Origin of the sequence: Streptomyces sp. NBC_00620, from assembly GCF_026341825.1 — a bacterium.
GTDB lineage: Bacteria > Actinomycetota > Actinomycetes > Streptomycetales > Streptomycetaceae > Streptomyces.
Genome location: NZ_JAPENY010000001.1, coordinates 643,931 through 669,341, shown reverse-complemented (window position 1 = coordinate 669,341; position 25,411 = coordinate 643,931). Strand labels below are relative to the sequence as shown.

At 69.5% G+C, this 25,411-nt stretch carries 23 protein-coding genes; 13 read left to right on the top strand and 10 right to left on the bottom strand.

The features are described 5' to 3' along the window. Positions 1-22: 22 nt before the first annotated feature. A complete protein-coding gene (locus OG246_RS02990) occupies positions 23-1,177 on the top strand; it encodes an adenosine deaminase (RefSeq protein WP_266455388.1) in 1,155 nt (384 codons plus the stop codon). Positions 1,178-1,319: 142 nt separating this feature from the next. After that, the gene (locus OG246_RS02985) at positions 1,320-1,673 is read left to right on the top strand and encodes an ATP-binding protein (protein WP_266455387.1); all 354 of its coding nucleotides are present in this window, start codon (positions 1,320-1,322) and stop codon (positions 1,671-1,673) included. Between the two features lie 79 nt (positions 1,674-1,752). Here the strand turns inward: OG246_RS02985 and OG246_RS02980 are convergent, their stop codons facing one another. The 5 genes from OG246_RS02980 to afsQ1 all read right to left on the bottom strand — a co-directional run bounded on the left by OG246_RS02980 (position 1,753) and on the right by afsQ1 (position 5,842). Next, on the bottom strand, positions 1,753-1,956 hold the full coding sequence (locus tag OG246_RS02980; protein WP_266455385.1) for a PspC domain-containing protein: 204 nt from the start codon (positions 1,954-1,956) through the stop codon (positions 1,753-1,755). A gap of 102 nt (positions 1,957-2,058) precedes the next feature. Continuing rightward, complete coding sequence (locus tag OG246_RS02975; protein ID WP_266455383.1) at positions 2,059-2,610, bottom strand: VanZ family protein; 552 nt, start codon at positions 2,608-2,610, stop codon at positions 2,059-2,061. Between the two features lie 351 nt (positions 2,611-2,961). Continuing rightward, entirely contained in the window at positions 2,962-3,579 is a 618-nt protein-coding gene (locus OG246_RS02970; RefSeq protein ID WP_266455380.1) for a hypothetical protein, read from the bottom strand. Beyond that, a complete protein-coding gene (locus tag OG246_RS02965; RefSeq protein ID WP_266455377.1) occupies positions 3,576-5,168 on the bottom strand; it encodes a HAMP domain-containing sensor histidine kinase in 1,593 nt (530 codons plus the stop codon). Before OG246_RS02965 ends, OG246_RS02970 begins: the two co-directional genes overlap by 4 nt. After that, on the bottom strand, positions 5,165-5,842 hold the full coding sequence (gene afsQ1, locus OG246_RS02960; protein WP_037625670.1) for a two-component system response regulator AfsQ1: 678 nt from the start codon (positions 5,840-5,842) through the stop codon (positions 5,165-5,167). Before afsQ1 ends, OG246_RS02965 begins: the two co-directional genes overlap by 4 nt. A 298-nt stretch (positions 5,843-6,140) precedes the next feature. Between afsQ1 and OG246_RS02955 the strand changes: the two genes are divergently transcribed. Further along, positions 6,141-6,881 carry a SigE family RNA polymerase sigma factor gene (locus OG246_RS02955; protein WP_266455371.1) on the top strand — a complete coding sequence of 247 codons (741 nt, stop codon included), beginning with the start codon at positions 6,141-6,143 and terminating at the stop codon, positions 6,879-6,881. A gap of 184 nt (positions 6,882-7,065) precedes the next feature. Here the strand turns inward: OG246_RS02955 and OG246_RS02950 are convergent, their stop codons facing one another. Next, positions 7,066-7,704, bottom strand: coding sequence for a uridine kinase (locus OG246_RS02950; protein ID WP_266455368.1), 639 nt, complete (start codon positions 7,702-7,704; stop codon positions 7,066-7,068). A gap of 256 nt (positions 7,705-7,960) precedes the next feature. Between OG246_RS02950 and OG246_RS02945 the strand changes: the two genes are divergently transcribed. Next, a complete protein-coding gene (locus OG246_RS02945) occupies positions 7,961-8,371 on the top strand; it encodes a hypothetical protein (RefSeq protein ID WP_266455366.1) in 411 nt (136 codons plus the stop codon). Between the two features lie 137 nt (positions 8,372-8,508). Here the strand turns inward: OG246_RS02945 and OG246_RS02940 are convergent, their stop codons facing one another. The 3 genes from OG246_RS02940 to deoC are packed head-to-tail and all read right to left on the bottom strand — an operon-like array spanning position 8,509 to position 11,841. Beyond that, positions 8,509-9,417, bottom strand: coding sequence for an aldehyde dehydrogenase family protein (locus tag OG246_RS02940; RefSeq protein ID WP_266455364.1), 909 nt, complete (start codon positions 9,415-9,417; stop codon positions 8,509-8,511). Beyond that, the gene (locus tag OG246_RS02935) at positions 9,410-10,846 is read right to left on the bottom strand and encodes an aldehyde dehydrogenase family protein (RefSeq protein WP_266455361.1); all 1,437 of its coding nucleotides are present in this window, start codon (positions 10,844-10,846) and stop codon (positions 9,410-9,412) included. Before OG246_RS02935 ends, OG246_RS02940 begins: the two co-directional genes overlap by 8 nt. A 5-nt stretch (positions 10,847-10,851) precedes the next feature. After that, positions 10,852-11,841 carry a deoxyribose-phosphate aldolase gene (gene deoC / locus OG246_RS02930; RefSeq protein WP_266455358.1) on the bottom strand — a complete coding sequence of 330 codons (990 nt, stop codon included), beginning with the start codon at positions 11,839-11,841 and terminating at the stop codon, positions 10,852-10,854. A 158-nt stretch (positions 11,842-11,999) separates the two neighbouring features. On the opposite strand from deoC, the gene OG246_RS02925 reads away from it, so the two are divergent. Further along, positions 12,000-12,698, top strand: coding sequence for a PH domain-containing protein (locus OG246_RS02925; protein ID WP_266455355.1), 699 nt, complete (start codon positions 12,000-12,002; stop codon positions 12,696-12,698). A gap of 498 nt (positions 12,699-13,196) precedes the next feature. Here OG246_RS02925 and OG246_RS02920 read toward each other — a convergent pair whose 3' ends face one another. Continuing rightward, positions 13,197-13,961: a calcium-binding protein gene (locus OG246_RS02920; protein WP_266455353.1), complete on the bottom strand. Its 765-nt coding sequence runs from the start codon at positions 13,959-13,961 to the stop codon at positions 13,197-13,199. 447 nt (positions 13,962-14,408) lie between these two features. Here OG246_RS02920 and OG246_RS02915 point away from each other — a divergent pair, with 447 nt between their 5' ends. The 8 genes from OG246_RS02915 (at position 14,409) to OG246_RS02880 (ending at position 25,391) form a co-directional block, all read left to right on the top strand. Further along, on the top strand, positions 14,409-14,795 hold the full coding sequence (locus tag OG246_RS02915) for a DUF1508 domain-containing protein (RefSeq protein ID WP_266455350.1): 387 nt from the start codon (positions 14,409-14,411) through the stop codon (positions 14,793-14,795). 305 nt (positions 14,796-15,100) lie between these two features. Beyond that, the gene (gene pstC, locus OG246_RS02910) at positions 15,101-16,042 is read left to right on the top strand and encodes a phosphate ABC transporter permease subunit PstC (protein ID WP_266455347.1); all 942 of its coding nucleotides are present in this window, start codon (positions 15,101-15,103) and stop codon (positions 16,040-16,042) included. Positions 16,043-16,056: 14 nt separating this feature from the next. Next, positions 16,057-17,361 carry a phosphate ABC transporter permease PstA gene (gene pstA / locus OG246_RS02905; protein ID WP_266455344.1) on the top strand — a complete coding sequence of 435 codons (1,305 nt, stop codon included), beginning with the start codon at positions 16,057-16,059 and terminating at the stop codon, positions 17,359-17,361. Then, positions 17,358-19,079 carry a phosphate ABC transporter substrate-binding protein PstS gene (gene pstS, locus OG246_RS02900; RefSeq protein ID WP_266455339.1) on the top strand — a complete coding sequence of 574 codons (1,722 nt, stop codon included), beginning with the start codon at positions 17,358-17,360 and terminating at the stop codon, positions 19,077-19,079. Before pstA ends, pstS begins: the two co-directional genes overlap by 4 nt. After that, positions 19,076-21,547, top strand: a complete 2,472-nt coding sequence (locus tag OG246_RS02895; protein WP_266455336.1) for a hypothetical protein — start codon at positions 19,076-19,078, stop codon at positions 21,545-21,547. Before pstS ends, OG246_RS02895 begins: the two co-directional genes overlap by 4 nt. A gap of 169 nt (positions 21,548-21,716) precedes the next feature. After that, the gene (locus OG246_RS02890; RefSeq protein WP_266455326.1) at positions 21,717-22,775 is read left to right on the top strand and encodes a hypothetical protein; all 1,059 of its coding nucleotides are present in this window, start codon (positions 21,717-21,719) and stop codon (positions 22,773-22,775) included. Between the two features lie 136 nt (positions 22,776-22,911). After that, positions 22,912-24,360, top strand: a complete 1,449-nt coding sequence (locus OG246_RS02885; RefSeq protein ID WP_266455324.1) for an Ig-like domain-containing protein — start codon at positions 22,912-22,914, stop codon at positions 24,358-24,360. Between the two features lie 89 nt (positions 24,361-24,449). Beyond that, positions 24,450-25,391 (top strand): sortase, encoded by a 942-nt coding sequence (locus tag OG246_RS02880; protein WP_266455321.1) that lies wholly within the window; start codon positions 24,450-24,452, stop codon positions 25,389-25,391. Positions 25,392-25,411 lie beyond the last annotated feature (20 nt).

Here is a 25,411-nt window from a genome sequence, read left to right as displayed (position 1 = left end):
GCGTAGGGACTAGAGTGCGAAAATGACGAGCCAGATCCCGAACACCCCGAGCTCGGAGCAGATCCGCCGGGCGCCCAAGGTCCTGCTGCACGATCATCTCGACGGGGGCCTGCGCCCCGGGACGATCGTCGAACTAGCCCGTGACACGGGCTATTCAGGTCTCCCCGAGACCGACCCCGACAAGCTCGGCATCTGGTTCCGCGAAGCCGCCGACTCCGGTTCCCTCGAGCGGTACCTGGAGACCTTCGCCCACACCTGCGCCGTCATGCAGACCCGCGACGCGCTCGTCCGGGTCGCGGCCGAGTGCGCCGAGGACCTCGCCGAGGACGGCGTCGTGTACGCCGAGGTGCGCTACGCGCCCGAGCAGCACCTGGAGGGCGGGCTCAGCCTCGAAGAGGTCGTCGAGGCGGTCAACGAGGGCTTCCGGGAAGGCGAGCGGCTGGCCCGCGAGAACGGCCACCGCATCCGCGTCGGCGCCCTGCTCACCGCCATGCGGCACGCCGCCCGCGCCCTGGAGATCGCCGAACTCGCCAACCGCTACCGGGATCTGGGTGTCGTCGGCTTCGACATCGCAGGCGCCGAGGCCGGGTTCCCGCCCACCCGGCACCTCGACGCGTTCGAGTACCTCAAGCGCGAGAACAACCACTTCACCATCCACGCCGGAGAGGCCTTCGGGCTGCCCTCGATCTGGCAGGCGCTGCAGTGGTGCGGCGCCGACCGGCTCGGGCACGGGGTGCGGATCATCGACGACATCAAGGTCCACGAGGACGGCTCCGTGCAGCTCGGACGGCTCGCCTCCTATGTACGCGACAAGCGCATCCCCCTGGAGCTGTGCCCCAGCTCCAACCTGCAGACCGGTGCCGCCGACTCGTACGCCGCCCACCCGATCGGGCTGCTCAGGCGGCTGCATTTCCGGGCCACGGTGAATACGGATAATCGGCTCATGTCCGGTACCAGCATGAGCCGGGAATTCGAGCACCTTGTCGAGGCGTTCGGTTATTCGCTCGACGACATGCAATGGTTCTCCGTCAATGCTATGAAGTCAGCATTCATTCCTTTCGATGAACGACTGGCCATGATCAATGACGTGATCAAGCCTGGTTATGCCGAGCTGAAGTCCGCCTGGCTGTTCGAGCAGACCGCTTCCACCAGCGGTTCTGTGGAGGATGAGGGCTGATTGGGCGTGGCGGGAAGCGGTCGGGTCTTCACTTGTTCTCCATGACTCGGCCGCTTTTCGATGTTTGCAGAGGGCCGCTTTACGTGTTTACGGTCTTGGACCGCTCACATCCCCGTCTCACGTATCCAAGGACGCATTCAAAATGAAGCAGTCTGCTGCCAAGACCCTCGGTGTCGCCGCTCTCGGTGCCGCCTTCGCCGCCGCCGGCGCGGGTGCCGCGAATGCCGCGCCGGCCGTGCCGGACGCCTCCTCGGCGCTGGACACGGTCACCTCGACGCTGCCCGCGGAGAACGTGACCAAGGCGCTCCCCGGTGCGGGCGAGGCGATCGCCCAGGGGCAGGGCGCGCTCGGCGCGGGCGTGGCCGCGGCTCAGCCCGCCGTGGCGAAGGTGCTCGCCGACGGCCCGACCGCTCCGGTGGCCGGTCTGCTCGGCGGTCTGCCGGTGCAGGGCCTGCCCACCCACGGACTGCCGGTGAACGGTCTGCCGCTCGGCTGAGGCAGCTTGCACGGACGAACGCCGGTGGGGCGCACCCGACTTGGGTGCGCCCCACCGGCGTTCCGTCGTGCGGCCGTGGTCACCAGGCCGTGGTGCGGGCCTTGTCCTCCGAGGGGAACAGGATCCACAGCGCTATGTAGAGCAGGAACTGCGGGCCCGGGAGCAGACACGACAGGACGAAGATCACGCGCATCGTGGTCGCGGAGGTGCCGAAGCGCTGTGCCAGCGCTGCGCACACTCCGCCGATCATGCGGCCGTTGGTCGGGCGGGCAATGGCGCTCATTCGGGGCTCCTTCGCGAACCGTCGGTCAGGCGACTTGTTCGCCTCGGTGACCGTGTCTCTGTGCCTTCAAAGCTACGGAGACGAAGCGGGCGAAGCGTCGCTCTACGGTGCGATCCCGACCCTGGGAATCGTCGGGGTCCGACCCTGAGCCGCGTCCTCCGGGCGGAGGGCGGCGCGTCGTCGCTTCTCCGCCCGGCGGCGGAACCCGGCCCGGGTGGCGGGCACGATCGCGAGGTGGGCCAGGGCGACACCGACGGTGTTGAGCAGCAGCGAGTCGACGTCCACCACCTGGCCGGGGACACCGGTCTGCAGCAGCTCGATGCCCAGCGAGAGCAGGGCGCCCGCGGCGATCGTACGGACGAGGGAGCCGAGCGGGGAGGCGGCGAGCCTGCCGCCCGCCATCGGGAGCAGGACGCCCAGCGGGGCCAGCAGGACCAGGCCCTCGCCGATGCGGCGGGCCGCTTCCCGGGGTCCCAGCGCGAGATCCGCCCTGATACCGGCGAAGGGCCGCAGGTTGGCGGCGCTCACCCAGGGGACGTCCAGGGGGCGCAGGGTGATCCAGGCGACGAGGGCGAGGTGCGCGAGGAGGAGGACACCTCCTGCCACACGGACACGGATCGCGGCACTGCCGCCGCCTGAGCCTTCACGCTGCACGTTCCCCAAGACGCGGGGTTCGGCGCGATCGGTTCCGGGTTGGTGGGGAGGTTGGGGCTGAGGGGTGAGGCATGCGCCACACGACACGCTCCACGCGTACAGCTGTACGAGTGGAGCGGGCTAGGGCCTGTCCGGCGGGTCAGGTCGGAGGAAATCGGCGGTGCCTCATTTGACGCAGGTGAGCGGGGCGTGGTGCGTCGAGCTGCAAGGCGGAGGAGGGCGACGACGCGATGGGGGTCCCCCCGCTCGAGCGAAGCCGAGAGTGGGGGAGTCGGCAACCGACGACAACGCCGCAGATTGGCGTGCCACGCCCCGCGTCTCCGGCCTGATCCGCCGGACAGGCCCTAATCCTCAGGTGCCCTCGACGGCTGTCGAAGACAGGGACTCCGTGCCCGGGCTGGAGCGGACCTCGGGTGTGCACTCGTAGCGGTTGAGGGGGCCGGTGGCTGGGCCGCCGAGGATGACGGAGCCGTCGTCCTGGGCGGCGGCGGAGTCGGCGAAGGTGCAGACGATCTGGGCGAGGGCGAAGCGGGTGAGGTCGCTCGGCGGGGTGCTCAGCCGGAGGGCGTCCTCGGGGTCCTTGGGGTGCGGACCGCTCACCGTCATGCCGCCGCGTACGTCCGTGGCGTAACCGGCCTGCCGCTCGGCCGTGGACGGCGTCTCGGCGAGCTCGTCGAGCAGCCCCTGGGCCACCAGGACGCGCCGCGCGGCCTCCTCCGTGCCGGCCGGGATGGTGACGGCCCTGTCGACCGTGACGAGCTGAGCGGAGCAGAGCAGGAAGACCTGGACCGGGACGCCCCCGGAGGTCTGTGTGGAGATGTCGCCGGACAGGGCACAGGGGACCAGGGAGGGCGCGGGGCCGAAGTCCGTGGGTACCTGGGTGGAGCGGATGCCGCAGCCCGCGAGCAGCGCGGCCAGCAGGCCGACGGCCGCCCAGGAGCGGACGGAGCGGCGTCTTACGGTCGTCATCCGGCGGTCGCCTCCGTGCCGTTCCCGTTCTCGTCGCCGTCGTCGCCGTTCCGGTCGCGCGGGTCGTCGGCGAGCAGCACCGGCGCGTCCTGCGGGAGGCGGAGCGTGAAGACGGCGCCGCCCTTGGGCGCGTTCGCCGCGGTGATCTCGCCGCCGTGGATGTGCGCGTTCTCCAGGGCGATGGACAGGCCCAGGCCGCTGCCCTCGGAGCGGGGGCGGGAGGCGCTCGCTTTGTAGAAGCGGTCGAAGACGTGCGGCAGTACGTCCTCGGGGATGCCCGGACCGTGGTCCTGGACCTCGATCAGCAGCGCGTCGGCCTCCTTGCGCACCGAGACCCGTACCGGCGAGCCGCCGTGCTTGAGCGCGTTGCCGATCAGGTTCGCCAGGATCACGTCCAGGCGCCGCGGATCCAGGCGCACCATGACACCCCGCTCGGCGTCCAGGTCCACCGCGTCCAGCCAGGCGCGCGCGTCGATGCACGCGGTGATCTGGTCGGCAATGTCCACGTCGTCCAGGACGAGCCGGGCGGTACCCGCGTCGAAGCGGGTGACCTCCATGAGGTTCTCCACGAGGTCGTTCAGCCTGCGGGTCTCGCTGACGACGAGCCGTACGGCCGGTTCGATCATCGGGTCGACGCTGCCGGTCTCCGCGTCCAGTTCCTCTTCCAGGATCTCCGTGACGGCGGTGATCGCGGTGAGGGGCGTACGGAGCTCGTGGGACATGTCCGCCACGAAGCGGCGGGAGGCCTCGTCACGGGAGCTCATGTCGGCGACGCGTTTCTCGAGGGCCTCGGCCGTGTGGTTGAACGTACGGGAGAGGTCGGCGAGTTCGTCCGTGCCGGACACCCGCAGGCGGGTGTCGAGTTTGCCCTCGCCGAGGCGGCGGGCGGCGATACCGAGGCGGTGCACCGGCTTGAGGACCGTGGTCGCGGCGGCCTGGGCCAGCAGCGCGGAACCGATCAGGGCCAGACCGGTCGCGATACCCAGGGACCAGGCAAGGGAGTTGAGATCCTTCGCCTCGGGTTCGAGGGACTTGAGCATGTAGCCGGTCGTGCTGCCGCCGATCACCTTCGCACCGCCCACGAGGTACGGCTTGTCGTCGTCGGTGACCCGCTGCCAGTACAGGTGGTACGCGGACTTGTTGTTCGAGGAGAGCGGCTGCTTCTTGTTCACCGCCGTCTGGAGGGACTTGGGTACGTCCTCCAGCGTGAAGGTGTCCAGGGCGGAGTTACCGGTGATCTGCTTGCCGTCCGCGGCCTCGGCGACCAGGAGCACGCTGAAGCGCTGGCTGCTCGCCGACATCTGCCCTGCCGTGCGCTGGAGTTCGTCCTGAGCGGGGTGCACCGGCAGCATGCTCGCGCGGTTGTTCATCTCCTGCTGGAAGTCGCGCAGCACCGCGTCCTGCGTACGCGTCAGGACGGCCTCGCGGTTGAGCCAGTACGCGATGCCCGACGCCGACACGGCGGCCGTGAGCGCGACGAGCCCGAACACCACCACCAGGCGCAGCCGCAGACTGGTGAAGCGCAGGCCGGACAGTATCGCCTTGCGCGCCGCCGCCCAGCCGCGGAGCTTGTCCTGCGGTTTGGTCACTGAGGATTGTCCAGCCGGTAGCCGACTCCGCGCACCGTGCGGATGAGGGTGGGGGAGGAGGGTACGTCCTCCACCTTCGCGCGCAGCCGCTGCACACAGGCGTCCACCAGACGCGAGTCGCCGAGGTAGTCGTGCTCCCAGACCAGGCGCAGCAACTGCTGGCGGGACAGCGCCTGTCCGGGCCTGCGGCTCAGCTCCAGGAGCAACCGCAGCTCGGTGGGCGTCAGTTGCAGGTCCTCGCCGTTCTTGGTGACCGTCATGGCGGCGCGGTCGATGACGAGGGAGCCGAAGGACGCCGAGTCGTTCGCCTCGCGTTCACCACGCCGCAGCACGGCCCGGATCCGGGCGTCGAGCACCCGCCCCTGCACAGGCTTGACCACATAGTCGTCGGCGCCGGACTCCAGGCCCACCACCACGTCGATGTCGTCGCTGCGCGCGGTCAGCAGGATGATCGGCAGCTGGTCGGTGCGCCGGATGCGCCGGCACACCTCGAATCCGTCGATGCCGGGCAGCATGACGTCCAGCACGATCAGGTCGGGCCGCTGCTCACGCAGCAGCTTCAGACCGTCCTCGCCGGTGGCAGCTGTGGCCACACGGTGCCCCTGGCGCGTCAGCGACAGCTCCAGGGCCGTACGAATGGCGTCGTCGTCTTCGATCAGCAACAGGGAAGGCACGGACGTCATTCTGGCCCATCGAACGGTGGTGTATCGACCGTTGGAGCGCTCCCACTCATCTCCGGCACACGCGGAGGCCCCGCGCGAGCCCCCAAGTGGTCATCCGAGTAGTCGTACCGCTCTTCTCTGTGATCACGCTGTGACCCTGCCGTGACGTGCCTGCGGGCGGGCCCTGTGACAGGTCTGTGACAGTCGGCGGACACCGCCATGAAGTGGCCCGGGCAAGCTTCTCGACACAAGGCAAGACAGCACGGCGGAACGAACCGAAGAACCGGGATTCCACGACGGGGGGCGCGAGATGAACACGCTGCACAGCACCAGCACTAGCGCAGTAGTCACGCGTCTGCACGACGTCACAGTCTCCCGGAACACGGAGAAGTCCGGTGCCGTGAGCGGGCGGGGGTGCGCTCGCGGCACCGGGCGTCAGCACACCGGGTACATGACGGTGGTTGACGCGGGGGGACAGGCTCACGGGGGAGCCGCGTACGGGGAGGGCACGGGGGAACGGCGCTCGGTGTCGGAGGCGGAGTTCACCGCCTACGTCCAGGAGCGCCGGGCCTCCCTGTACGCAACCGCCTACCACCTGACCGGTGACCGCTTCGAGGCCGAGGACCTGCTGCAGAGCGCGCTGTTCTCGACGTACAAGGCCTGGGACCGGATCAGCGACAAGGCCGCGGTCGGGGGCTATCTCCGCCGCACCATGACCAATCTGCACATCAGCGCGTGGCGCCGCCGCAAGCTGAACGAGTACCCGACCGAGGAACTGCCGGAGACCGCCGGTGACACGGACGCGATGCGCGGCACCGAGCTGCGCGCCGTGCTGTGGCAGGCGCTCGCCCGGCTGCCCGAACTCCAGCGCACCATGCTGGTCCTTCGTTACTACGAGGGCCGCACGGACCCGGAGATCGCGGAGATCCTCGACATCAGTGTCGGCACGGTGAAGTCGAGCATCTGGCGGTCGCTCCGCCGGATGCGTGAGGACGAGGTCCTCAGCTTCGGACGTGACGAGGAGGAGTCCTTCGGGGAGCTTGTCGCCTGAAGGTCTGGGGGGAAGTAAAGGGAAACAGGTAACACGGGGGAGCGGTTCCGGGGGGAACCAACGGGTCGGGGGACCCACCACGGGGTCGGGGGACCACGTGGGAGCACGGGGGAAACGAGAAAGGTCCAGGCGGACTGGGGGGTCCGCCTGGGCCTCTTTTCGTTGTGTGCGTACGTCCGGGGCGCTACGCCGTTGCCGGGCGCGGCGTCGAGCAGCGGCCGGCCGCCGCCGCGGTCAGGCGGCCGAGGGCCTCGTCCTTGTCGCAGGGGTGCGCGCCAAGGGCGGTCTGGCGGGCCACGATGGAGCGCTCGGCGCGCATCAGGCGCCAGCCGCGGCGCAGCAGGAACGGGACCGACTTGCGGCCCTCCTTGAGATCCCGCAGGAAGCGGCGGCGGAACGTCGTCACCGGGCCGCGCGACAGGCACAACGCGTCCGCCAGCACACCCAGTTCGCGGCAGCGCCCGACGATCTCGGCGGCGAAGATGCCCTCCGCGATGAACAGCGGAGTCCGCTCGATGTGCAGCGCCTCCGTGCCCGTACGGGCGCTCAGCGCGATGTCGTACACGGGGATGGTCGTACGACCCGTGCGGCACAGCTCCTCGATCGCGGTGACCGCGGTGTCCGCGTCCCAGGACAGCGGATGGTCCCAGTCGATGTCCGCGCTGCCCTCCACCTGGGGCAGCGTCGGGTCCGTGCCCTCCTTGTAGAAGTCGTCGAGGCGGAGCACGGGGAGGCCGGAGTCGGCCGCGAGAAGGGACTTCCCAGAGCCGGAGGGGCCGCAGAGCAGCACCACGCGGGTGGGTATCGGGGGATGGGAACCCAATTCTCAGTTCCTTCTCTGACTCGACCTGGCCTCGCCGCCTGCCGGCAACGTCCAGGACATTATCCCTGCCGCGGGACCCTTGTTCCGGTCAGTGGGGCGAGGGCTCCGTCACGCCCTTGCCGACGGCCTCGACCACGGTTGGCGCTGATATGCCTGTTGGGCCGCACAGGGGAATCAGCCGCCGGGACCGCCCGGAAGAGGACCCGAGTCAACTACTCTGCGTGTCAATCAAGTTGCTCTCCGAATAGGAAATGTGATGGCGCGACACGCAGACCAGCTGACCACCATGGCGCGCAGGACCGCGCGGATCGCCACCGCGGCCGGCGTGGTCGTTGCTGCCGGTGCGGCCGTCGCCGCCCCGGCCGTCGCGGACGCGGACCCCGTCGTGGACGTCGTGCGCACCCGGCCCACCTCGATCGGCAACATCGACCCGCAGGCGGGTCTGGGCGCCCTGACCGGCACGGTCGGGTACGTCACAGGGCCGGTCGCGGGGCTCAAGCCCAACCCGCTGGCGGGCACCGGGGTCGATCCCCTCGACAACGGGGTCGCCACGCAGCTGGCCGACTTCAAGCCGCTGTCCTCGCAGGCACTGACGGGGCCGCTGGCGCAGGCGCCGTCGGTGGGCAGCATCCCGGTGCTCGGGCAGGCGGCAGGGCTGCTGCGCTGAACGAGAAGAGAGCCGCGCTTCCCCTGGACGGAGGGGAGGCGCGGCTCTCTCGTGAACGGGACCCCGGGGACACGGATCGGGGTCCCGAGTCGGCAGAGGGCGCCGAGATCCTCGTACGCCCTCGCTTCTAGTCGCTTCTAGTACGACGATCCGGAGGCGCCGAGCGCGCCCGTCGGGTGCCAGACCGTCTTCGTCTCCAGGAAGGCGGTGAGGCGCTCGATGCCGGGCGTCTCGGAGTAATCCACAGCCTGTGGACGGAGAACTCGCTTCAGGTTGTCCGCGGCTGCGATCTCCAGCTCCTTCGCGAGTACGTCGTCCGCGCCCGCGAGGTCGATCGCGTTGACGTCCTGGTGTGCGGCGAGCGGTGCGGCGATCTCCGCCGTCCTGCCGGAGAGGACGTTGACGACGCCGCCGGGCAGGTCGGACGTCGCCAGGACCTCGCCAAGCGACAGCGCCGGGAGCGGGGACTTCTCGCTCGCGATCACGATTACCGTGTTGCCCGTCGCGATCACCGGGGCGATCACCGAGACCAGGCCCAGGAACGAGGACTCCTGGGGGGCCAGGACGGTGACCACGCCGGTGGGCTCCGGGGTGGAGAGGTTGAAGTACGGGCCCGCCACCGGGTTGGCGCCGCCGATCACCTGGGCGATCTTGTCGGTCCAGCCCGCGTACCAGACCCAGCGGTCGATGGCCGCGTCGACGACCGCCGCGGCCTTGGACTTCGAGAGCCCCTCCGAGTCGGCCACCTCGCGTACGAACTGGTCCTTGCGGCCCTCCAGCATCTCCGCGACGCGGTAGAGGACCTGGCCGCGGTTGTACGCCGTCGCGCCGGACCAGCCGCCGAACGCCTTGCGGGCGGCGACCACCGCGTCCCTCGCGTCCTTGCGGGAGGAGAGCGGGGCGTTGGCCAGCCACTTGCCCTTCGAGTCCGTCACTTCGTACACCCGGCCGCTCTCGCTGCGGGGGAACTTGCCCCCCACGTACAGCTTGTAGGTCTTGAAGACGCTCAGACGGTTCTGCTCGGACTTCTCCGACTTCTCAGACATCGAGGTACGCCTCCAGGCCGTGGCGGCCGCCCTCGCGGCCGAAGCCCGACTCCTTGTAGCCGCCGAACGGCGACGTCGGGTCGAACTTGTTGAACGTGTTGGACCAGATGACGCCCGCGCGGAGCTTGCCCGCGACCGCGAGGATGCGGGAGCCCTTCTCCGTCCAGATGCCGGCGGAGAGGCCGTACTGGGAGTTGTTGGCCTTGGCGACCGCCTCGTCCGGGGTGCGGAAGCTGAGGACGGACAGGACCGGGCCGAAGATCTCGTCGCGGGCGATGGTGTGCGCCTGGGTGACGTTCGTGAAGAGCGTCGGGGCGAACCAGTAGCCGGAGGAGGGGAGTTCGCAGGGGGCGGACCAGCGCTCGGCGCCCTCGGCCTCGCCCTGCTCGACGAGCGTGGTGATGCGGGACAGCTGCTCGGCGGAGTTGATCGCGCCGATGTCCGTGTTCTTGTCGAGAGGGTCGCCGAGGCGGAGCGTCGAGAGGCGGCGTTTGAGCGAGTCCAGCAACTCGTCCTGGATCGACTCCTGTACGAGGAGTCGGCTGCCCGCGCAGCAGACCTGGCCCTGGTTGAAGAAGATGCCGCTGACGATGCCCTCTACGGCCTGGTCGATGGGGGCGTCGTCGAAGACGATGTTCGCGCCCTTGCCGCCGAGTTCGAGGGTGACCTTCTTGTTGGTGCCCGCGATCTGGCGGGCGATCGCCTTGCCCACGGCGGTGGAGCCCGTGAAGGCCACCTTGTTCACGTCCGGGTGCTCGACGAGGGCCGCGCCCGTGTCGCCGTACCCGGGGAGGATGTTGACGACGCCCTTGGGGAGGCCCGCCTGGCGGCAGATGTCCGCGAAGAACAGCGCGGAGAGGGGAGTCGTCTCGGCGGGCTTCAGGACGACCGTGTTGCCGGTCGCCAGCGCCGGGGCGATCTTCCACGCCAGCATCAGGAGGGGGAAGTTCCAGGGGATGACCTGGCCCGCGACGCCGAGGGGCCGGGGGTTCGCGCCGAAGCCCGCGTGGTCGAGCTTGTCTGCCCAGCCCGCGTAGTAGAAGAAGTGCGCCGCTACCAGGGGGAGGTCCGCGTCGCGCGTTTCCTTGATCGGCTTGCCGTTGTCGAGGGTTTCGAGGACGGCGAGCTCGCGGGAGCGTTCCTGGATGATCCGGGCGATGCGGAACAGGTACTTGGCGCGCTCGGAGCCGGGCAGGGCCGACCACTTCTCGAAGGCCTTGCGGGCCGCCTTCACGGCGCGGTCGACGTCCGCCTCGCCCGCCTGGGCGATCTCGGAGAGGACCTCTTCGGTGGACGGGCTGACCGTCTTGAAGACCTTGCCGTCGGCCGCCTCGGTGAACTCTCCGTCGATGAAGAGGCCGTAGGAAGGTGCGATGTCGACGACCGAGCGGGACTCGGGCGCCGGTGCGTACTCGAATGCGGATGCCATGGTGATCAGTCCACCGTCACGTAGTCGGGGCCGGAGTAGCGGCCGGTGGCCAGCTTCTGACGCTGCATCAGCAGGTCGTTCAGGAGCGAGGACGCGCCGAAGCGGAACCAGTGGTTGTCCAGCCAGTCCTCGCCCGCGGTCTCGTTGACCAGCACCAGGAACTTGATGGCGTCCTTGGTCGTGCGGATGCCGCCGGCGGGCTTCACGCCGATCTGCACGCCCGTCTGGGCGCGGAAGTCTCGTACGGCTTCCAGCATGAGCAGCGTGTTCGCCGGGGTCGCGTTCACGGCCACCTTGCCGGTGGAGGTCTTGATGAAGTCGGCGCCGGCGAGCATGCCGAGCCAGCTGGCGCGGCGGATGTTGTCGTACGTCGACAGTTCGCCGGTCTCGAAGATGACCTTGAGGCGGGCGCTGGTCCCGCAGGTCTCCTTCACGGCGGTGATCTCGTCGTACACCTTCAGGTACTTGCCCGCGAGGAACGCCCCGCGGTCGATGACCATGTCGATCTCGTCGGCGCCCGCGGCGATGGCGTCCCGCACATCGGCCAGCTTGACGTCGAGGGCGGCTCGGCCGGCCGGGAAGGCGGTCGCGACGGAGGCGACCTTCACGTCGGAGCCCGCGACGGCTTCCTTGGCGGTGGCCACCATGTCGGGGTAGACGCAGACGGCGGCGGTGCCGGGTGCCGTACGGTCCGTCGGGTCCGGGTGGACCGCCTTGGCGCCGAGCGCCCGGACCTTGCCCGGGGTGTCCGCGCCTTCCAGCGTCGTCAGGTCGACCATCGAGATGGCGAGGTCGATCGCGTACGCCTTGGCCGTGGTCTTGATGGAACGGGTGCCTAGCGAGGCGGCGCGCGCCTCCAGGCCTACCGCGTCCACGCCGGGGAGCCCGTGGAGGAAGCGGCGCAGCGTGCTGTCGGACGCGGTTACGGCGCCGAGTGCGTTTGTGGGGGCACCACCCACGCTTTCGGCAGTGGGGGAGGGTGCAGTGGTGGGCATGGTCACAAGCCGAGCATATCTACGCGCGTAGCGGCTGTACAACCCCTCAGGCATCTCCCGGGTAACTCCGGGTGGTCGTCGAGAGGCGGCAAGGGTGGCGGCCCGCGGGGGCCCACCGCGCATGAGCGCCGGTCCGGGCGTCGGGCAGAATCGGGGCCATGACGACCCCGGATCATCAGTCACCCACGCCGGACGCCTCGCGACCCGAGTCGAAGGACCGGATCTACCGGTCGCCCGCCGGCATGGTGGGCGGCGCACTGCTGCTGGCCCTCGTGGGCTGGCTCGGCATCGACGCGCTGGTCTCCGGCGAGGACCGCACCCCCTGGCTGGCGCTCGCCGCGATGCTCCTCGTCGTGCCGCTGATCGTCGCGTTCACCCTGCGCCCGGCCGTCTACGCCAACGCCGACCGGCTGGCCATCCGCAACCCGCTCCGCCTCATCGTGCTGCCCTGGGGGCAGGTCGCCGGGCTGCGCTCCGGTTACTCCAACGAGGCGGTCGACCAGTCGGGCCGGAAGTTCCAGCTGTGGGCGGTGCCGGTGTCCTTGCGCGGACGCAAGAAGGCGGCCCAGCGTGAGGCGCGGCAGGCCGCCGACGCGTCCGGGAAGCGGCGGGGCGGCGGTGGTGGGCTGGGGGGCTTCGGTGGCCTCGGCGGAGGCGCCGGCGGTCCGGCATCCCGACCGGCCGGGCCGGTGCGTGCGGAGGCCGACCGGATCATGGACGAACTGCGCGAGCTGCGGGAGACGCGGGGCAAGGCGGAGAGCGCGCAGGGCGAGGTGACGGTGCGGTGGGCGTACGAGGTGGTGGGGCCTGCTGTTGCCGGGGCTGTGTTGCTGGTGGTTTTGCTGGCGATCGGGTGAGTTGTGGCGCCTTGTGCCGGGTGGGTGGGTCGGGGCCGTACCGGAGCATCCGTCCTCGGTCTGGCGCGGAATGGGTTGCTCAAGAGGGTGGCGGTGTTGACGCGCCAGCCGCTGCGGGCGGACGTTCCGGCACGTCCCCTTGCGCCGGTGGGCGGCTGCGGGTCGCATCTCTTCCAGTTCCGGGGCCCCGGCACCCCGGTCCGGCTGCGGGGTCTGGGACCCCGGCCGGGCGCAGGGACCTCTGATCCGGTGATGGGCCGGGGTGCCGGGGTCCCGGTCCGGCGACGCACCCAGGGGCCCCCGGTCCGGCGACGTACGGCCCCGCGCCCTGCCCGTGCTCACCGGAGCCATGTGTAGGGGCAACGGAGCCTCCGGGCCCGACCGGCTGTCCCCGGGTGTGGGGCAAGGACCGGAACGCCCGGCACCGTGGGACGGTTCGCCTGGGCATGAGCCCCGCCGCCAGGGTTCATGCCCGATCAGTTCGTGGAACGGGAACGGTCAGACGACGTCGACGTAGTCGGCTTCCGAGACCGCGGCCGCGGTGGTGGCCGTGCCGGCGTAGGACCAGCGGTAGTCGCCGTCGGCGTATGCCCGAACGGTGGTGGAGACGGTGCCGTCGGCGGAGGTCGGGACGGTCTTGACGGTGGTGTATTCGGTGCAGCCCTTCTTGCGGAACTGCAGGGCCACGGGCCGGCCGGCCTCGGCGGCGGCATAGGTGCCGGTCGCCCAGGCGGCGTTCTGCACGCTGCCCGTGACGGTGAGGACCTTGCCCCACCTCACCGGCTCGGGGGTGGCGTCGGCGGTCACCCGGGTGTCGCGCTGCACGGCGAAGGTCGCCGCGCTGTCCAGGAAGTGGGCGTCGATGTCGGCGGAGACCGCGTAGGCGCTGACACTCCAGGTGCCGGCAAGGGAGTCGTTGGCCGGCGTGGTGCCGGGCTTGAGAACGAAGGTCAGGGTGCAGGTGGTGGTGGCGTCGGCCGTCGGACCGCAGGCCGCCGCCGAGGGCACGGTGGCGTCCTGGGCGCCGTACGCGCCGTGGTACAGCGTGGCGTTGATCTCCGAGAGGCCGGACGGGTCGGTCGCGGTGACCTCGACGGTGACGGTTCTCTCGGTGGTGCCGACGACGACGGGGTCGCCCCCGTTGACGACCACGCCGGTGATCTCGGTGTCGCCGAACTTCTCGTCCGCGTGCGCGGCCGGGACGGTGAGGGCGGACAGAGCAACGACGCCGCACGCGGTGGCGACAGCAGAGTAAAAGCGCATTCGAATTCCCCAAGTTGAATGCCACGACCTGCCAATTCCCTGCCGGCAGGCCCGAATTGGTGTGCAGCGTACTCATCCTGTGGAGATTTAGGAACGTTTTTCGCGCGAAAGTGATCGGGGTCGCCGATTTCCCGGAAAAGGAGCTTCGGGTGAATATCTGCTGCGTCGATTCCATGGAAAACCGAAGGGGAAATTCGACTCGAATTTCAGCGGACCTGGCGACCACCTACGCGTACCGCGGTCAGCGGGGCCCCGCACAGTCCCCAGGTTGTCCATTCGCCGATTGCGTGAACGAGGGGCAACTTTCACATGAAGCATGTCGAGGGCGCTTAAAGATGGCGATCGTGTTTCACTCCCGCCTCACTACTCTGCGTGTGCCGCGTGAACGATGAACCATCTTCGGCTCATGCGGCCTTCCTGAAGGCGGGAACACAGGGGTGGGGATGGATGGCAGCAAGACAGGGGGGCGCGGCCGTACCCGGCACGCGCTGCCAGATAGACATAGGCGCGGACGGCAGTTACCTGTGGCGACTCACCGCCACGAACGGGCGGGTGATCGCCGTGGCGGCGATGACGTACAGGAGCTACGGCGAGTGCCGTACCGCGTTCGAGCAGCTGTGTGCCGATGTCGGGGAATTACCGGGCGGTGTGCATCACACGTCCGAAGGCAATGGCTGGGTCTGGCGGCTCCGCGATCGCAGCGGCGGCGCCGTGGCCGTGTCCTCGCGTGCCTATGAACGGCACTCGACGTGCCAGGCCGCCTATGACAGGTTCCGGGCACTCCTGTCTGAACTCGGGTCGGGGGGACTGATCCCGTGGGACGACCTGGACTGAGTGGACTGAGTACGTCGCATTGAAGGCTCGGCGCCGCAGGCCAGGGGCCGGGGCCCACCGCACCGGTGGGCCCCGGCCCCTTGGCGTTCCCCTGTCGCCTGCTGCTCTCTTGCCGCATTGGCGCTCTCTTGTCGCCGCGTTCACGTCAATCCCGGAAGTTGCCTCTCGGGGTTGTCTCGTTCACGTTCACGTGCGCGGGCGTCCATCACGCGTCAGGAGCGTCGACTCATGTGACGACGCGAACATATGAGAGACCTGTGGCGCCCGGGGACGACCCTCCCAGACGCCTGTACGCCGATCAGGGCGTGCCCGACCGCGTGTTCAGGGGAATCCTGCGCGGCGGCGGCGGCCTGGTGCTCGCGATCATGCTGCTCGTCGGGGGCTTTCTGACGTACCGGGCCTGGCAGGCGCTGTCGGATGCGAAGTGGGACTTCGTCACCACCGAGGCGTGGGAGCCCGAGGCCCACAACTTCGGCATCGCTGCGGTGCTCGTCGGCACGATCCTGATCGCCCTGGTCGCCATCGTGTTCGCGGTGCCGCTGGCCCTCGGCACCGCGCTCTACATCTCCGAGTACGCGCCGCCGCGGATGCGTCAGACACTCATCAGCGTCGTCGACCTGATGGCCGCCGTGCCGTCGGTGGTCTACGGCCTGTGGGGGCTGTTCTTCTTCCAGGGACACGTGGTCACCGTGTCGCGCTGGATCTCCACGTACCTCGGGTGGATCCCGCTCTTCAAGGTCGACGGTGCCGATCCGGACGACCCGCTCGCCACCGCGACGGTCTACACCTCCTCCACCTTCATCGCGGGCATGGTCGTGTCCCTGATGGTCGCGCCGATCATCTGCTCGGTGATGCGGGAGGTGTTCTCGCAGGCTCCCGTCGGTGAGCGGGAAGGGGCGTTCGCGCTCGGCGCGAACCGCTGGGGCATGATCCGCAGCGTCGTCCTGCCCTTCGGCAAGGGCGGCATGATCGGCGGCACCATGCTGGGCCTGGGCCGGGCGCTCGGCGAGACCATCGCCGTCTACCTGATCATCTCGCCGATCTTCGTGATCCAGCCGCACATCCTGCAGAACGGCACGAGCTCGGTCTCCTCGCTGATCGCCCTGCGCTACGGCGAGGCGAGCGACCTCGGCATGTCGGCGCTGATGGCCGCCGGTCTCGCGCTCTTCCTGATGACCCTCGTCGTCAACTTCGCCGCATCGTCGATCGTCGCCCGCAGCCGTTCCGGTGCGACGAGCGACTCCTGAGGAGACCGAGCCCGATGACCGTCACCACCGCCCAGAGCCCGCCCGGCGACCAGGAACCGCAGGAACAGCCGGCCCCCGCGGTCCCGCCCGTGCCCGGCACCAGCCTGCCCGGACGCGGGACCGGCGGCAGCGCCACGCTCGGAGAGTCCCGCCGCAACCTGGCCACCCTGCGCGCCACCGACGTGTACGCCCTGCTGGGCGCCGGCGCCGCGTCCCTCGCCATCACCTGGCTGATGTTCGACCGGATGCTGCCCTTCAACGGCGCGCTGGGCTTCGTCGTCATCGCCTACGCGCTCTTCCTCGGCCTGTACGCACTGCTCGTCTCCTTCGACGAGGACGGTCCCGCGGTACGCGACCGGGTGGCCGCCGCCATCATCCAGAGCCTCGGCCTGGTGATGCTGGCCGTACTCGCCTTCGTGGTCGTCTACACCCTCTACGAGGGCCGCGAGGCGCTGCCGCACCTGAACTTCTACACCGAGTCGATGGCCGACGCGGGTCCGCTCGAACCCCTCGGCGTCGGCGGCATCCTGCACGCGATCGTCGGCACGCTGTGGCAGATCGGCATCGCCCTGGCGATCTGCATACCGTCCGGCCTGGTGTGCGCGGTCTTCCTCAACGAAGTCCCGGGCGCCTTCAGCCGGTTCGTCCGCACCATCGTCGAAGCGATGACAGCGTTGCCGTCCATCGTCGCCGGCCTCTTCATCTACGCCACCTTCATCCTGGCCCTTGGCTTCGACAGCTCCGGCCTCGCCGCCGCGCTCGCCATCTCCGTGATGATGCTGCCGATCATCATCCGCGCGGCGGACGTGGTGATCCGGCTGGTCCCCGGCACCCTGCGCGAGGCGTCGTACGCGCTCGGCACCTCGCGGTGGCGGACGGTGTGGCACGTGGTGCTCCCCACCTCCCGGTCCGGGCTGACCACCGCGGTCATCCTGGGCACGGCCCGAGGTGTGGGCGAGACCTCGCCGGTCCTGCTGACCGCCGGTTTCACAGCGGAGCTCAACACCAACCCCCTTGAGGGGCCGATGGTTTCGCTGCCGCTGGCGGCCTTCGAACTCGTCAAGTCGCCCGAGCCCACCTACATCGCCCGCGGCTTCGGCACCGCCGCGGTGCTTCTGGTGCTGGTGCTCGTCCTGTTCGTCGTCGCCCGTGTCATCGGCGGCCGCGGACCGGGACAGCTGACCCGGCGTCAGGAACACCGCCGGGTCAAGGCGTCCCGCCGTGACGCGCGGCGCTTCACGGCGCGCACCGCCACCGCCCGGCCGTCACCCAGCCCCGCCAGTTCAGCCGGTTCCGCATCGACGAGGAGCACCCCGTGATACCCGCACCTGTCCGTCGTCCGCGCGCTACGCGCGTGTACCAGGCGCTGGCGCTGTTCGTCGCCGTGGTCTGCGCGCTGCTGGCCATCCATCCACCGGACGCTTTCGCGGCCACCTACACGAAGATCAGCGGATCCGGCTCGACCTGGAGCGCCAACGCCATCGAGCAGTGGCGCCGCAACGTCCGCCAGCAGGGCATGACCGTGAACTACTCGGCGGTCGGATCGTCCGTCGGCCGGCAGCAGTTCAAGAACGGCACCTCCGACTTCGGCGTCTCCGAGATCCCCTACGGCCTCACCGACCTCGGGCAGCAGGATCCGCCGCCCACCCGCAAGTACGCCTACATGCCGATCGTCGCCGGTGGTACGTCGTTCATGTACAACCTGAAGATCGGCGGCAAGCAGGTCACCAACCTCCGGCTGTCGGGTGACGTCCTCACCAAGATCTTCACGGGCAAGATCACGCAGTGGAACGCGGCGGAGATCAAGGCGGACAACCCCAAGCTGACGCTTCCGGCCCGTCGTATCGTCCCGGTCGTCCGCTCGGACGGCTCAGGCACCACCGCCCAGTTCACCCTGTGGATGTCCAAGCAGTACGACTCCCTCTGGAACGACTACTGCCGCCGGGCGGGCAAGCCCACGCCCTGCGGTCTGACCTCGTACTTCCCGGTGATCCCCGGCTCCGGCTTCGTCGCCCAGTCCAGCTCACTCGGCGTCGCGGGCTACACCAAGCAGTCGCAGGCCGAAGGCGCCATCACCTACGTCGAGTACTCGTACGCCAAGAACGCGGGCTTCCCGGTGGCCAAGGTCCTCAACAAGTCCGGCTACTACGTCGAGCCGACCGCCTCCAGCGTGGCCGTCGCCCTCACCAAGGCCCAGATCAACAACGACCCGCGCTCCGCGAACTACCTGACCCAGAAGCTGGACGGCGTCTACACGTACAGCGACCGGCGCACCTATCCCCTCTCCAGCTACAGCTACATGATCATCCCGACCAAGGAGGAGATGGGCTTCACCAAGGCCAAGGGCAAGACGCTGAGCGCCTTCAACAACTACTTCCTCTGCGAGGGCCAGCAACAGGCGGACCGGCTCGGCTATTCACCACTGCCGGTCAACCTCGTGGAAGCGGCCATGGAGCAGGTGCGCAAGATCCCCGGCGCCGTGGCGGAGGACATCAACATCAAGAACTGCAACAACCCGACGTTCTCCTCCGACGGGAAGAACCTGCTGGCCACGAAAGCCCCGTACCCGCAGGCGTGCGACAAGAAGGGGTCCGACCAGTGCGCGACCGGCACCGGCGGCAACAAGACCCCCACGACGATCAACGGGGGGAGCAGCGGCGGCAGTAGCTCGGGCGGCTCCAGTTCGTCCGGCGGCACGGGTTCGACGGGCGGTACCGGTACGACGGGCGGGACGGGCTCGACGGGAACGGCCGGCGGCACCGCCGGTGGTACGGCGGGCAGCACCGGCGGCGCGGGCGGGACGTCCGGCGGCACCGTCGTCGACCCCGACACCGGCGAGGTGCTCGGCACCGACCAGGCCGCCGGTGACACCTCCATCGTCGCCAACCCGGTCGCCCTGGGCTCGGGTGACGCCCTTGGTCTGCGTACGGCGCTGATGGCGCTGTCGGCCGCGCTGCTCATCGGCGTCGTCGTCGGACCGCCGTTCGTCGCGCGCATGATGGCCAACCGGTCGCGCCGCAAGGGCGGTGCGGCATGACGACCACACTGAACCGGCCCCGGCCCCGGCCGCGCGTCTTCGTCGCCGTGGGCTCGCTGGTGGCCGCCGTCCTCGTGGCCCTGTTGCCGCTGCCGCCCACATCCTCCGCGGCAGCGGCGGACGGCGGCGCGGAGGACTCCGCGGTGACGCAGACGGGGAAGAAGGGGAAGTACGACGACTTCTCGGATCTGAGGGTGACGGTCGATCAGACCAAGGATCTGCGTGGGCAGGGTGTACGGGTCAGCTGGGAGGGCGGGGCGCCGACGACGCCCGGCAGCGCGCGAGGCAACTACCTGCAGATCATGCAGTGCTGGGGGGACGACCCGCACGGACCCGACCGTGAGCAGTGCGTGTTCGGGGCCGGCGGTGTGCTTCCGGGCTCAAGTACCTATAGCCGAGCGGTCAGTTCGAGCGCCGATCCCGCGGAGACGCGGAGCGACTTCGTCCCCTTCCGCCCCGCCAATGGAGAAGCCCCGACCGCCGAGGCTTTCGACAACACCTATTTCGGGCCGCTGGACACCAACGAGCAGAATTTCAACCGCACTTTCGCCAACGGGACCGGCGAAGTGGAATTCGAGGTGCAGGACGGGATCCAGGCGGACTACCTCGGCTGCGGTGTGAACACGGCTCCCGCCGGTAACACCCCCACTCCGCGCCCCTGCTGGCTGGTCGTCGTGCCGCGCGGCACCCACAAGCCGACCGGCGACGAAGTCGACCCGGACAACGTCAGTTCGACGCTCACCACCTCGCCCCTCTCCGCGACGGACTGGTCCCAACGCATGGCCTTCCGCCTGGATTTCCTGCCGGTCGACAACTTCTGCCCGGAGGGCCGGGCGGAGCGGCCCGTGACCGGCTCCGAACTGGCGGCGGACGCGGTCTCCTCGTGGCAGCCGAAACTCTGCTCCTCCACGGACACCGCGTTCTCCTACGACCCGGCAGGCGAGGAGTCGGCCAGGATCGGCGTATCGGGCACGACCACCGATGCGCCACTGCTGGGCGTCACCGTCGACCCGGTGACTCAAGTGGCGGGTCAACCGGACGTTGTGCACGCGCCGGTGGCGGTGTCCGGGCTGGCCATCGGATTCTTCATCGAGAGCCCGGTTCGCGGTGCGATGCCGGAACTGAAACTGACCCCGCGGCTCGTGGCCAAGATACTCACCCATTCCTATGTGCGGACCGTGCCCTGGAACAATGGCAGCCCCACGCCGGAGCATGTGAAAGGGAACCCGCAGTCCTATTTCGACGACCCGGAATTCAAAGAATTGAATCCGGAGTTCGCCGAATTCGCGAACGACGGGCAGCCTTCGGCGCAGTTGAGCCTCATGGTTCCGACGGGCAACTCCGACACCACGCGGCTGTTGTGGAACTGGCTCCAGTCGGACAGTGAAGCCAGGGATTTCCTCTCCGGAAAGCCGGATCCGTGGGGAATGCGGATGAACTCCTATTTCCAAGGGCTGGGTCTGGATGAGGACACCTCATTGTCCGACTTTCCGAAGAACGACCCGACCACAGTGCTCGGCGTCGGTGCCGAGGAAGCCACTGGAATCGAGGACCTCCCCACCTACGGGATAACGGCTCTCGATCCGTTCACGGACGACCTGCACGACGGGGCCCTGCGAACCCGCCGTGGCAACAACAACAACAAGGTCTTGTACGACCCGACATCCGTCAACAGGACCGAGTTGAAGAATCTGCCCGGCAAGCGCACGGTCATGGCCGTCGTCGACGCCGTGTCGGCGGAGCGCTACGGACTCAGCACCGCGGCGCTGCGCAACGCGGCCGGCCAGTTCGTCAAACCCACCACCGACACGCTGCTGAAGGGCGTCGCCGCCATGCAGCCGTCGCCGGACAACGCCGGTGTGCTCAAGCCCGACCCGGCGCGAGCCAAGGGCCAGGCCTACCCGCTGACCGCGGTGACCTACGCTGCGGCCTCGGTGAACCAGGGCGCGACGGACCGCAAGGCGTACGCGGACTTCATCAGGTTCGCCGCGGGACCTGGCCAGACGCCGGGCCTTTCGGCGGGCGAGCTGCCCTACGGCTATGCGCCGCTCCCTGCCGACCTGCGCGAGCAGGCCGAGACCGCCGCCGACGACCTGGAGCGCGGAGCGGTCCCGGACGACGGCGACGACCCGGATCCGGACGATCCCGGGGGAGTGGACTCCGGCGGACCCGCATCCGGGGGCGACACCGCCGGAACCTCCTCGGGTACGGACGCGGGAGGTGTGTCCTCGGGCGGTGAAAGCGGCGGTGACAATACCAATGTGTCGGCGTCGGAATCCTCCGCCGGTAATGGCTCCGCTTCCGCATCCGGAGCCCAGCAGAATGTTGCCGATGCCAAGACCGGATTTACCCCGGGGGAAGTACTCGGAATCATCCGCTGGGTACTTCTCGTCGTCCTCTTCCTGGGTGGAGCGGCAGGCCTTGCAGGTCCGATAATGCTTCGTTTCTCCCAGCGTCGGACTCCCTAGGAGACACCTAGGAAGCCTTCTCGTAACCTTTCCCTCGTTGGGAATTGGTTGGCCATCGCTCGGAATCCTGGAATTGTATGCGGTGGCCGATCGACGGGTCGGCAGCACGAAAATCCGGATTCATCTTGAACGTCCAGTCTTCGAAGTTCCGAAAACGAGGAGTTCAGAAGTGAACGTCAAGTCTCGCGTCAAGGCCGGTGCTGTTCTCGGTACCGCGGCTCTCGGCCTCGGAATCCTGGCCGTCCCCGCTTCCGCCGACCCGAACCCGGCCACCGACACGCGCATCCTGGCGGGTGTCGGCTCGGACACCACGCAGTACGTCTTGAACGGCCTCGCCAACGGCACCACCGTCGTGAACTCCAGCGGCGCCAAGATTCTCGCGTCGTGGGACGCCATCCCGCCGTCCGGCACCGCCGACAACATCACCACCAAGACGGGCTGCACCTTCGCCCGCTCGACCGTGAACGGCTCCTCGAACGGCATCAACAAGCTGATCGCCGAGATCGACAACCCGGCTTCGCCCGACTGTGTCGACTTCGCCCGTTCCTCGCGCGGCGTGGCGACCGCCGGTACGAAGCTCACCTTCATCCCGTTCGCCAAGGACGCCGTCACCTACGCCTCCCGCCTGGGCAGCACGGTGCCGACGAACCTGACGCGGGCCGACCTGATCAAGCTCTACACCTGTGCGGCCGACCGGCCGGCGGGCATCAAGCCGCTGCTGCCGCAGGCCGGCTCGGGCACCCGGTCGTTCTGGCTGCAGTACCTGAGCGACGTGCCCGGCACGCCGATCGTGCCCGGCACGTGCGTCAACGAGGGCCTCACGACTGCTCCCCAGGAGCACGACGGCACCGCGCTGACCGCCAACGACCAGATCATGCCGTACTCGATCGCGCAGTGGATCGCTCAGGGCAAGAGCCTCCCGGACGTCCCGAACCGTCGCGGTCTGGCGTGGGTGCGCAGCATCAACGGCGTGGCCCCGACCACCGGCACGGGCACCGCCACCGCCCTCAACGCCACCTTCCCGGCGGCCCGTGAGGTCTACAACGTCGTCTCGACCGGCCGGCTCACCGACGCGGCGATCGCGGAGGCCTTCGTCGGCTCCGGCTCGGACGTCTGCTCGGCCGCGAGCATCGACGTCATCAAGAACTACGGCTTCGGCGACCTCGCCGCGGACGGCAACGCGGCCACCAACTGCGGTGACGCGACCAGCTTCAAGGGCAACTCGTAACCGTTGACCGCCATTTGACCTCCGCGTGACGGCCGGGCACCTCCCAGGTGCCCGGCCACCCGCGCTGTCCATCGATCCGTCCGACTACCGTCCCCCGGGGGCAACCGCAATGAGAGTGCTTCACCCATTCCGAAGAGTGGCCGCCATCATGGCGGCCTGCGCCGTGCTGGCCATGGGCGTGGTGGCCCTGGTGGCCGCCCAGTCCCAGCCTGCCCGGGCGGCGGACGTCGGGACGTTCACCATGACGCCCAGCAGTGGCAAGTTGAGCGATCCGCAGCCCATCGCCGGCTCCATAGACATCCCCGGTGCCTGCCCGGACATCACCCTCGACCCCCTCAACTTCAACAGCGTCCTCAACCTCTACGTGGTCAAGGAGGGTTCCCCCGCGGGGGTCGCGCTGTGGGGGATCACCAACAGCGCGCCCTACACCGAAGCGACCTCGACGGTTTCGCTGGCCGCGGCGGACAACCCGGGGATGGAGGTACGCGGCCTGTCCGACTACATCACCGGCGACGGGACGTACGAGCTGCGCCTGCAGTGCGTGGACCAGTTCGCCCTCCAGCCCCCCGACCAGTACGGGCTGCCGAGCGACCACTGGTCCCAGAAGATCACCGTCACCGGCGACAACTGGGTGGTCGGAGAGGGCGCGGAGACCACCACGGTCGCGTTGACGACCAGCCTCAATGAGCCCGAGCCCGGCAAGGACGTGAAGCTCACCGCGACGGTCACGCCGGCGGAGGCCACCGGCACCGTGACCTTCCTGGACGGCGCGACAACGCTGGGCACGGGCCCGGTCACCGTCGCCAACGGGAAGGCCGAGTTGACGACGTCGACGCTTGCGAAGGGCTATCACGACCTCGTCGCCCGGTTCACTCCGGCGAACGCCGCCGAGTGGGGCTCCTCCGAATCCGAGCCCGTGCGGGTGACCGTGTCCGAGCCGGCGGTCGAGATCCAGGACGAGGACGGTCAGCGACTGACCGGAACCCCCGGACCGGAACTGGAGCGCGGTCAGAAGGTGAAGGTCATCGTCCGGGGCTGCGAGGCGGGCGCTGCTCACTCGATGTCCCTGGTCAACCGCGAGGACTCGTTCCCCAGCGCCACCGCAGACGCCGACGGAGTGGTGACCTGGAACTCCCTCACCGTTCCGGAGGACATGGTCGCCGGCATCGCCTCGTGGACCTGGACGCCGTCCTGCACGTATCTGAACGGCGCGACGGTCAACGCGGTGTCGTTCACCGTGGCCGAGCCGTCCTCCGAGTCCCCGTCGCCGAGCGACGACCCTTCGGGCGACCCCAGCGACGACCCGACGGACGACCCCACCGATGACCCGACCGCCGACCCGACGGGCGACACCTCCGGCACCACTGACGGCGGCACCACGTCCGGCACCACCGACGGCGGCAGCAGCACCGGCGGCGACTCCACCACCGGCGGCACCTCGCCGACCGGCGGCCTCGCCTCCACCGGTAGCCAGATCGCACTGTTCTCCGGCATCGGCGCCGTCGTCCTCGTCACGGCCGGCTTCGTCTTCGTACGGTTCGGCCGCCGCAACGGGCTGCTGAACTTCGGCGACCCGCGCCCGTAACGGCCCGCGGAGTACGGGCGGCGGGTTCCCGACCCCGCCGCCCGCGCCTCCTTTTCTCCACTCCACACCTCTCCACAGGAGCGCTCCCCGTGACCGTGCTGTCCCCGCCCCCGCCGGCCGTGGCACCGCCGGCGTCGGCGCCTTCACCAGAGCCCGGGCCCGCCTCCCGGCCGCCCCGGGCGGAGCGCGTCGGCATCGCGTTCGCCGGGGCCGCGCTGTGCCTGCTCGCCGCCCTGCTGCTCGGCTTCGCCGCCAACCTCACGATCGTGGGCCACCTCCAGCACAGCCGCGACCAGCAGACGGCCTACGACGAGCTGCGCCGTCAACTCGCCCTCGGTATCGCCCCGGTGGGCCAGCAGACGTACGACGGCAAGCTCCTTGAGCCGGGCGCTCCCGTCGCGCTGCTGCGCATCCCGGCGCTGGGTCTGAAGGAGGTCGTCGGGGAGAGCACCACCTCCGGCGTGCTGATGTCGGGCCCCGGCCACCGCCGGGACACCCCGCTGCCGGGACAGGCCGGCACCAGCGTGATCATGGGCCGCCAGTGGGGGTACGGCAGCCCGTTCAACGACCTGCACCAGCTGCCCCCGGGCACCGAGATCCGGGTGACGACCGGTCAGGGCACCGCCACCTACGAAGTCTCGGCCGTCCGCCGTGAGGGCGACCCGCTGCCGCCCGCCCTCAAGGAGGGCGAGGGCCGGCTCACGCTCATCACCGCCGACGGCGGGCCCTACACGCCGTCCGGCCTGATCCGCGTCGACGCGACCCTGACGAGCGACGTGCAGCCCAGCCCGCCGCGTCCGCTGGCCACGGGCTGGATCGACGAGTCCGAACAGGCCCTGGGCAGCGAGAGCGCCGCCTGGCTCTCCGTCTTCCTGTGGTCGCAGGCACTGCTTCTCGCTGCCCTGCTCACCATGGCCGCCCACCGGGCTTGGGGCCGCTGGCAGACCTGGATCGTCGGCGTACCCGTACTGGCCGCCCTCGGTCTCGCCGTCTCCGGTGCCGCCGCCCGCCTGCTGCCCAACCTGCTCTGACCGACGAGGAGTTCAGCCCA

Bases quoted from the DNA above. Each gene is read 5' to 3' on its own strand.
- OG246_RS02990 (WP_266455388.1), top strand. From the start codon at position 23: ATGACGAGCCAGATCCCGAACACCCCGAGCTCGGAGCAGATCCGCCGG.
- OG246_RS02985 (WP_266455387.1), top strand. From the start codon at position 1,320: ATGAAGCAGTCTGCTGCCAAGACCCTCGGTGTCGCCGCTCTCGGTGCC.
- OG246_RS02980 (WP_266455385.1), bottom strand. From the start codon at position 1,956: ATGAGCGCCATTGCCCGCCCGACCAACGGCCGCATGATCGGCGGAGTG.
- OG246_RS02970 (WP_266455380.1), bottom strand. From the start codon at position 3,579: ATGACGACCGTAAGACGCCGCTCCGTCCGCTCCTGGGCGGCCGTCGGC.
- OG246_RS02955 (WP_266455371.1), top strand. From the start codon at position 6,141: ATGAACACGCTGCACAGCACCAGCACTAGCGCAGTAGTCACGCGTCTG.
- OG246_RS02945 (WP_266455366.1), top strand. From the start codon at position 7,961: ATGGCGCGACACGCAGACCAGCTGACCACCATGGCGCGCAGGACCGCG.
- OG246_RS02940 (WP_266455364.1), bottom strand. From the start codon at position 9,417: ATGTCTGAGAAGTCGGAGAAGTCCGAGCAGAACCGTCTGAGCGTCTTC.
- OG246_RS02935 (WP_266455361.1), bottom strand. From the start codon at position 10,846: ATGGCATCCGCATTCGAGTACGCACCGGCGCCCGAGTCCCGCTCGGTC.
- deoC (WP_266455358.1), bottom strand. From the start codon at position 11,841: ATGCCCACCACTGCACCCTCCCCCACTGCCGAAAGCGTGGGTGGTGCC.
- OG246_RS02925 (WP_266455355.1), top strand. From the start codon at position 12,000: ATGACGACCCCGGATCATCAGTCACCCACGCCGGACGCCTCGCGACCC.
- OG246_RS02920 (WP_266455353.1), bottom strand. From the start codon at position 13,961: ATGCGCTTTTACTCTGCTGTCGCCACCGCGTGCGGCGTCGTTGCTCTG.
- OG246_RS02915 (WP_266455350.1), top strand. From the start codon at position 14,409: ATGGCAGCAAGACAGGGGGGCGCGGCCGTACCCGGCACGCGCTGCCAG.
- pstA (WP_266455344.1), top strand. From the start codon at position 16,057: ATGACCGTCACCACCGCCCAGAGCCCGCCCGGCGACCAGGAACCGCAG.
- OG246_RS02895 (WP_266455336.1), top strand. From the start codon at position 19,076: ATGACGACCACACTGAACCGGCCCCGGCCCCGGCCGCGCGTCTTCGTC.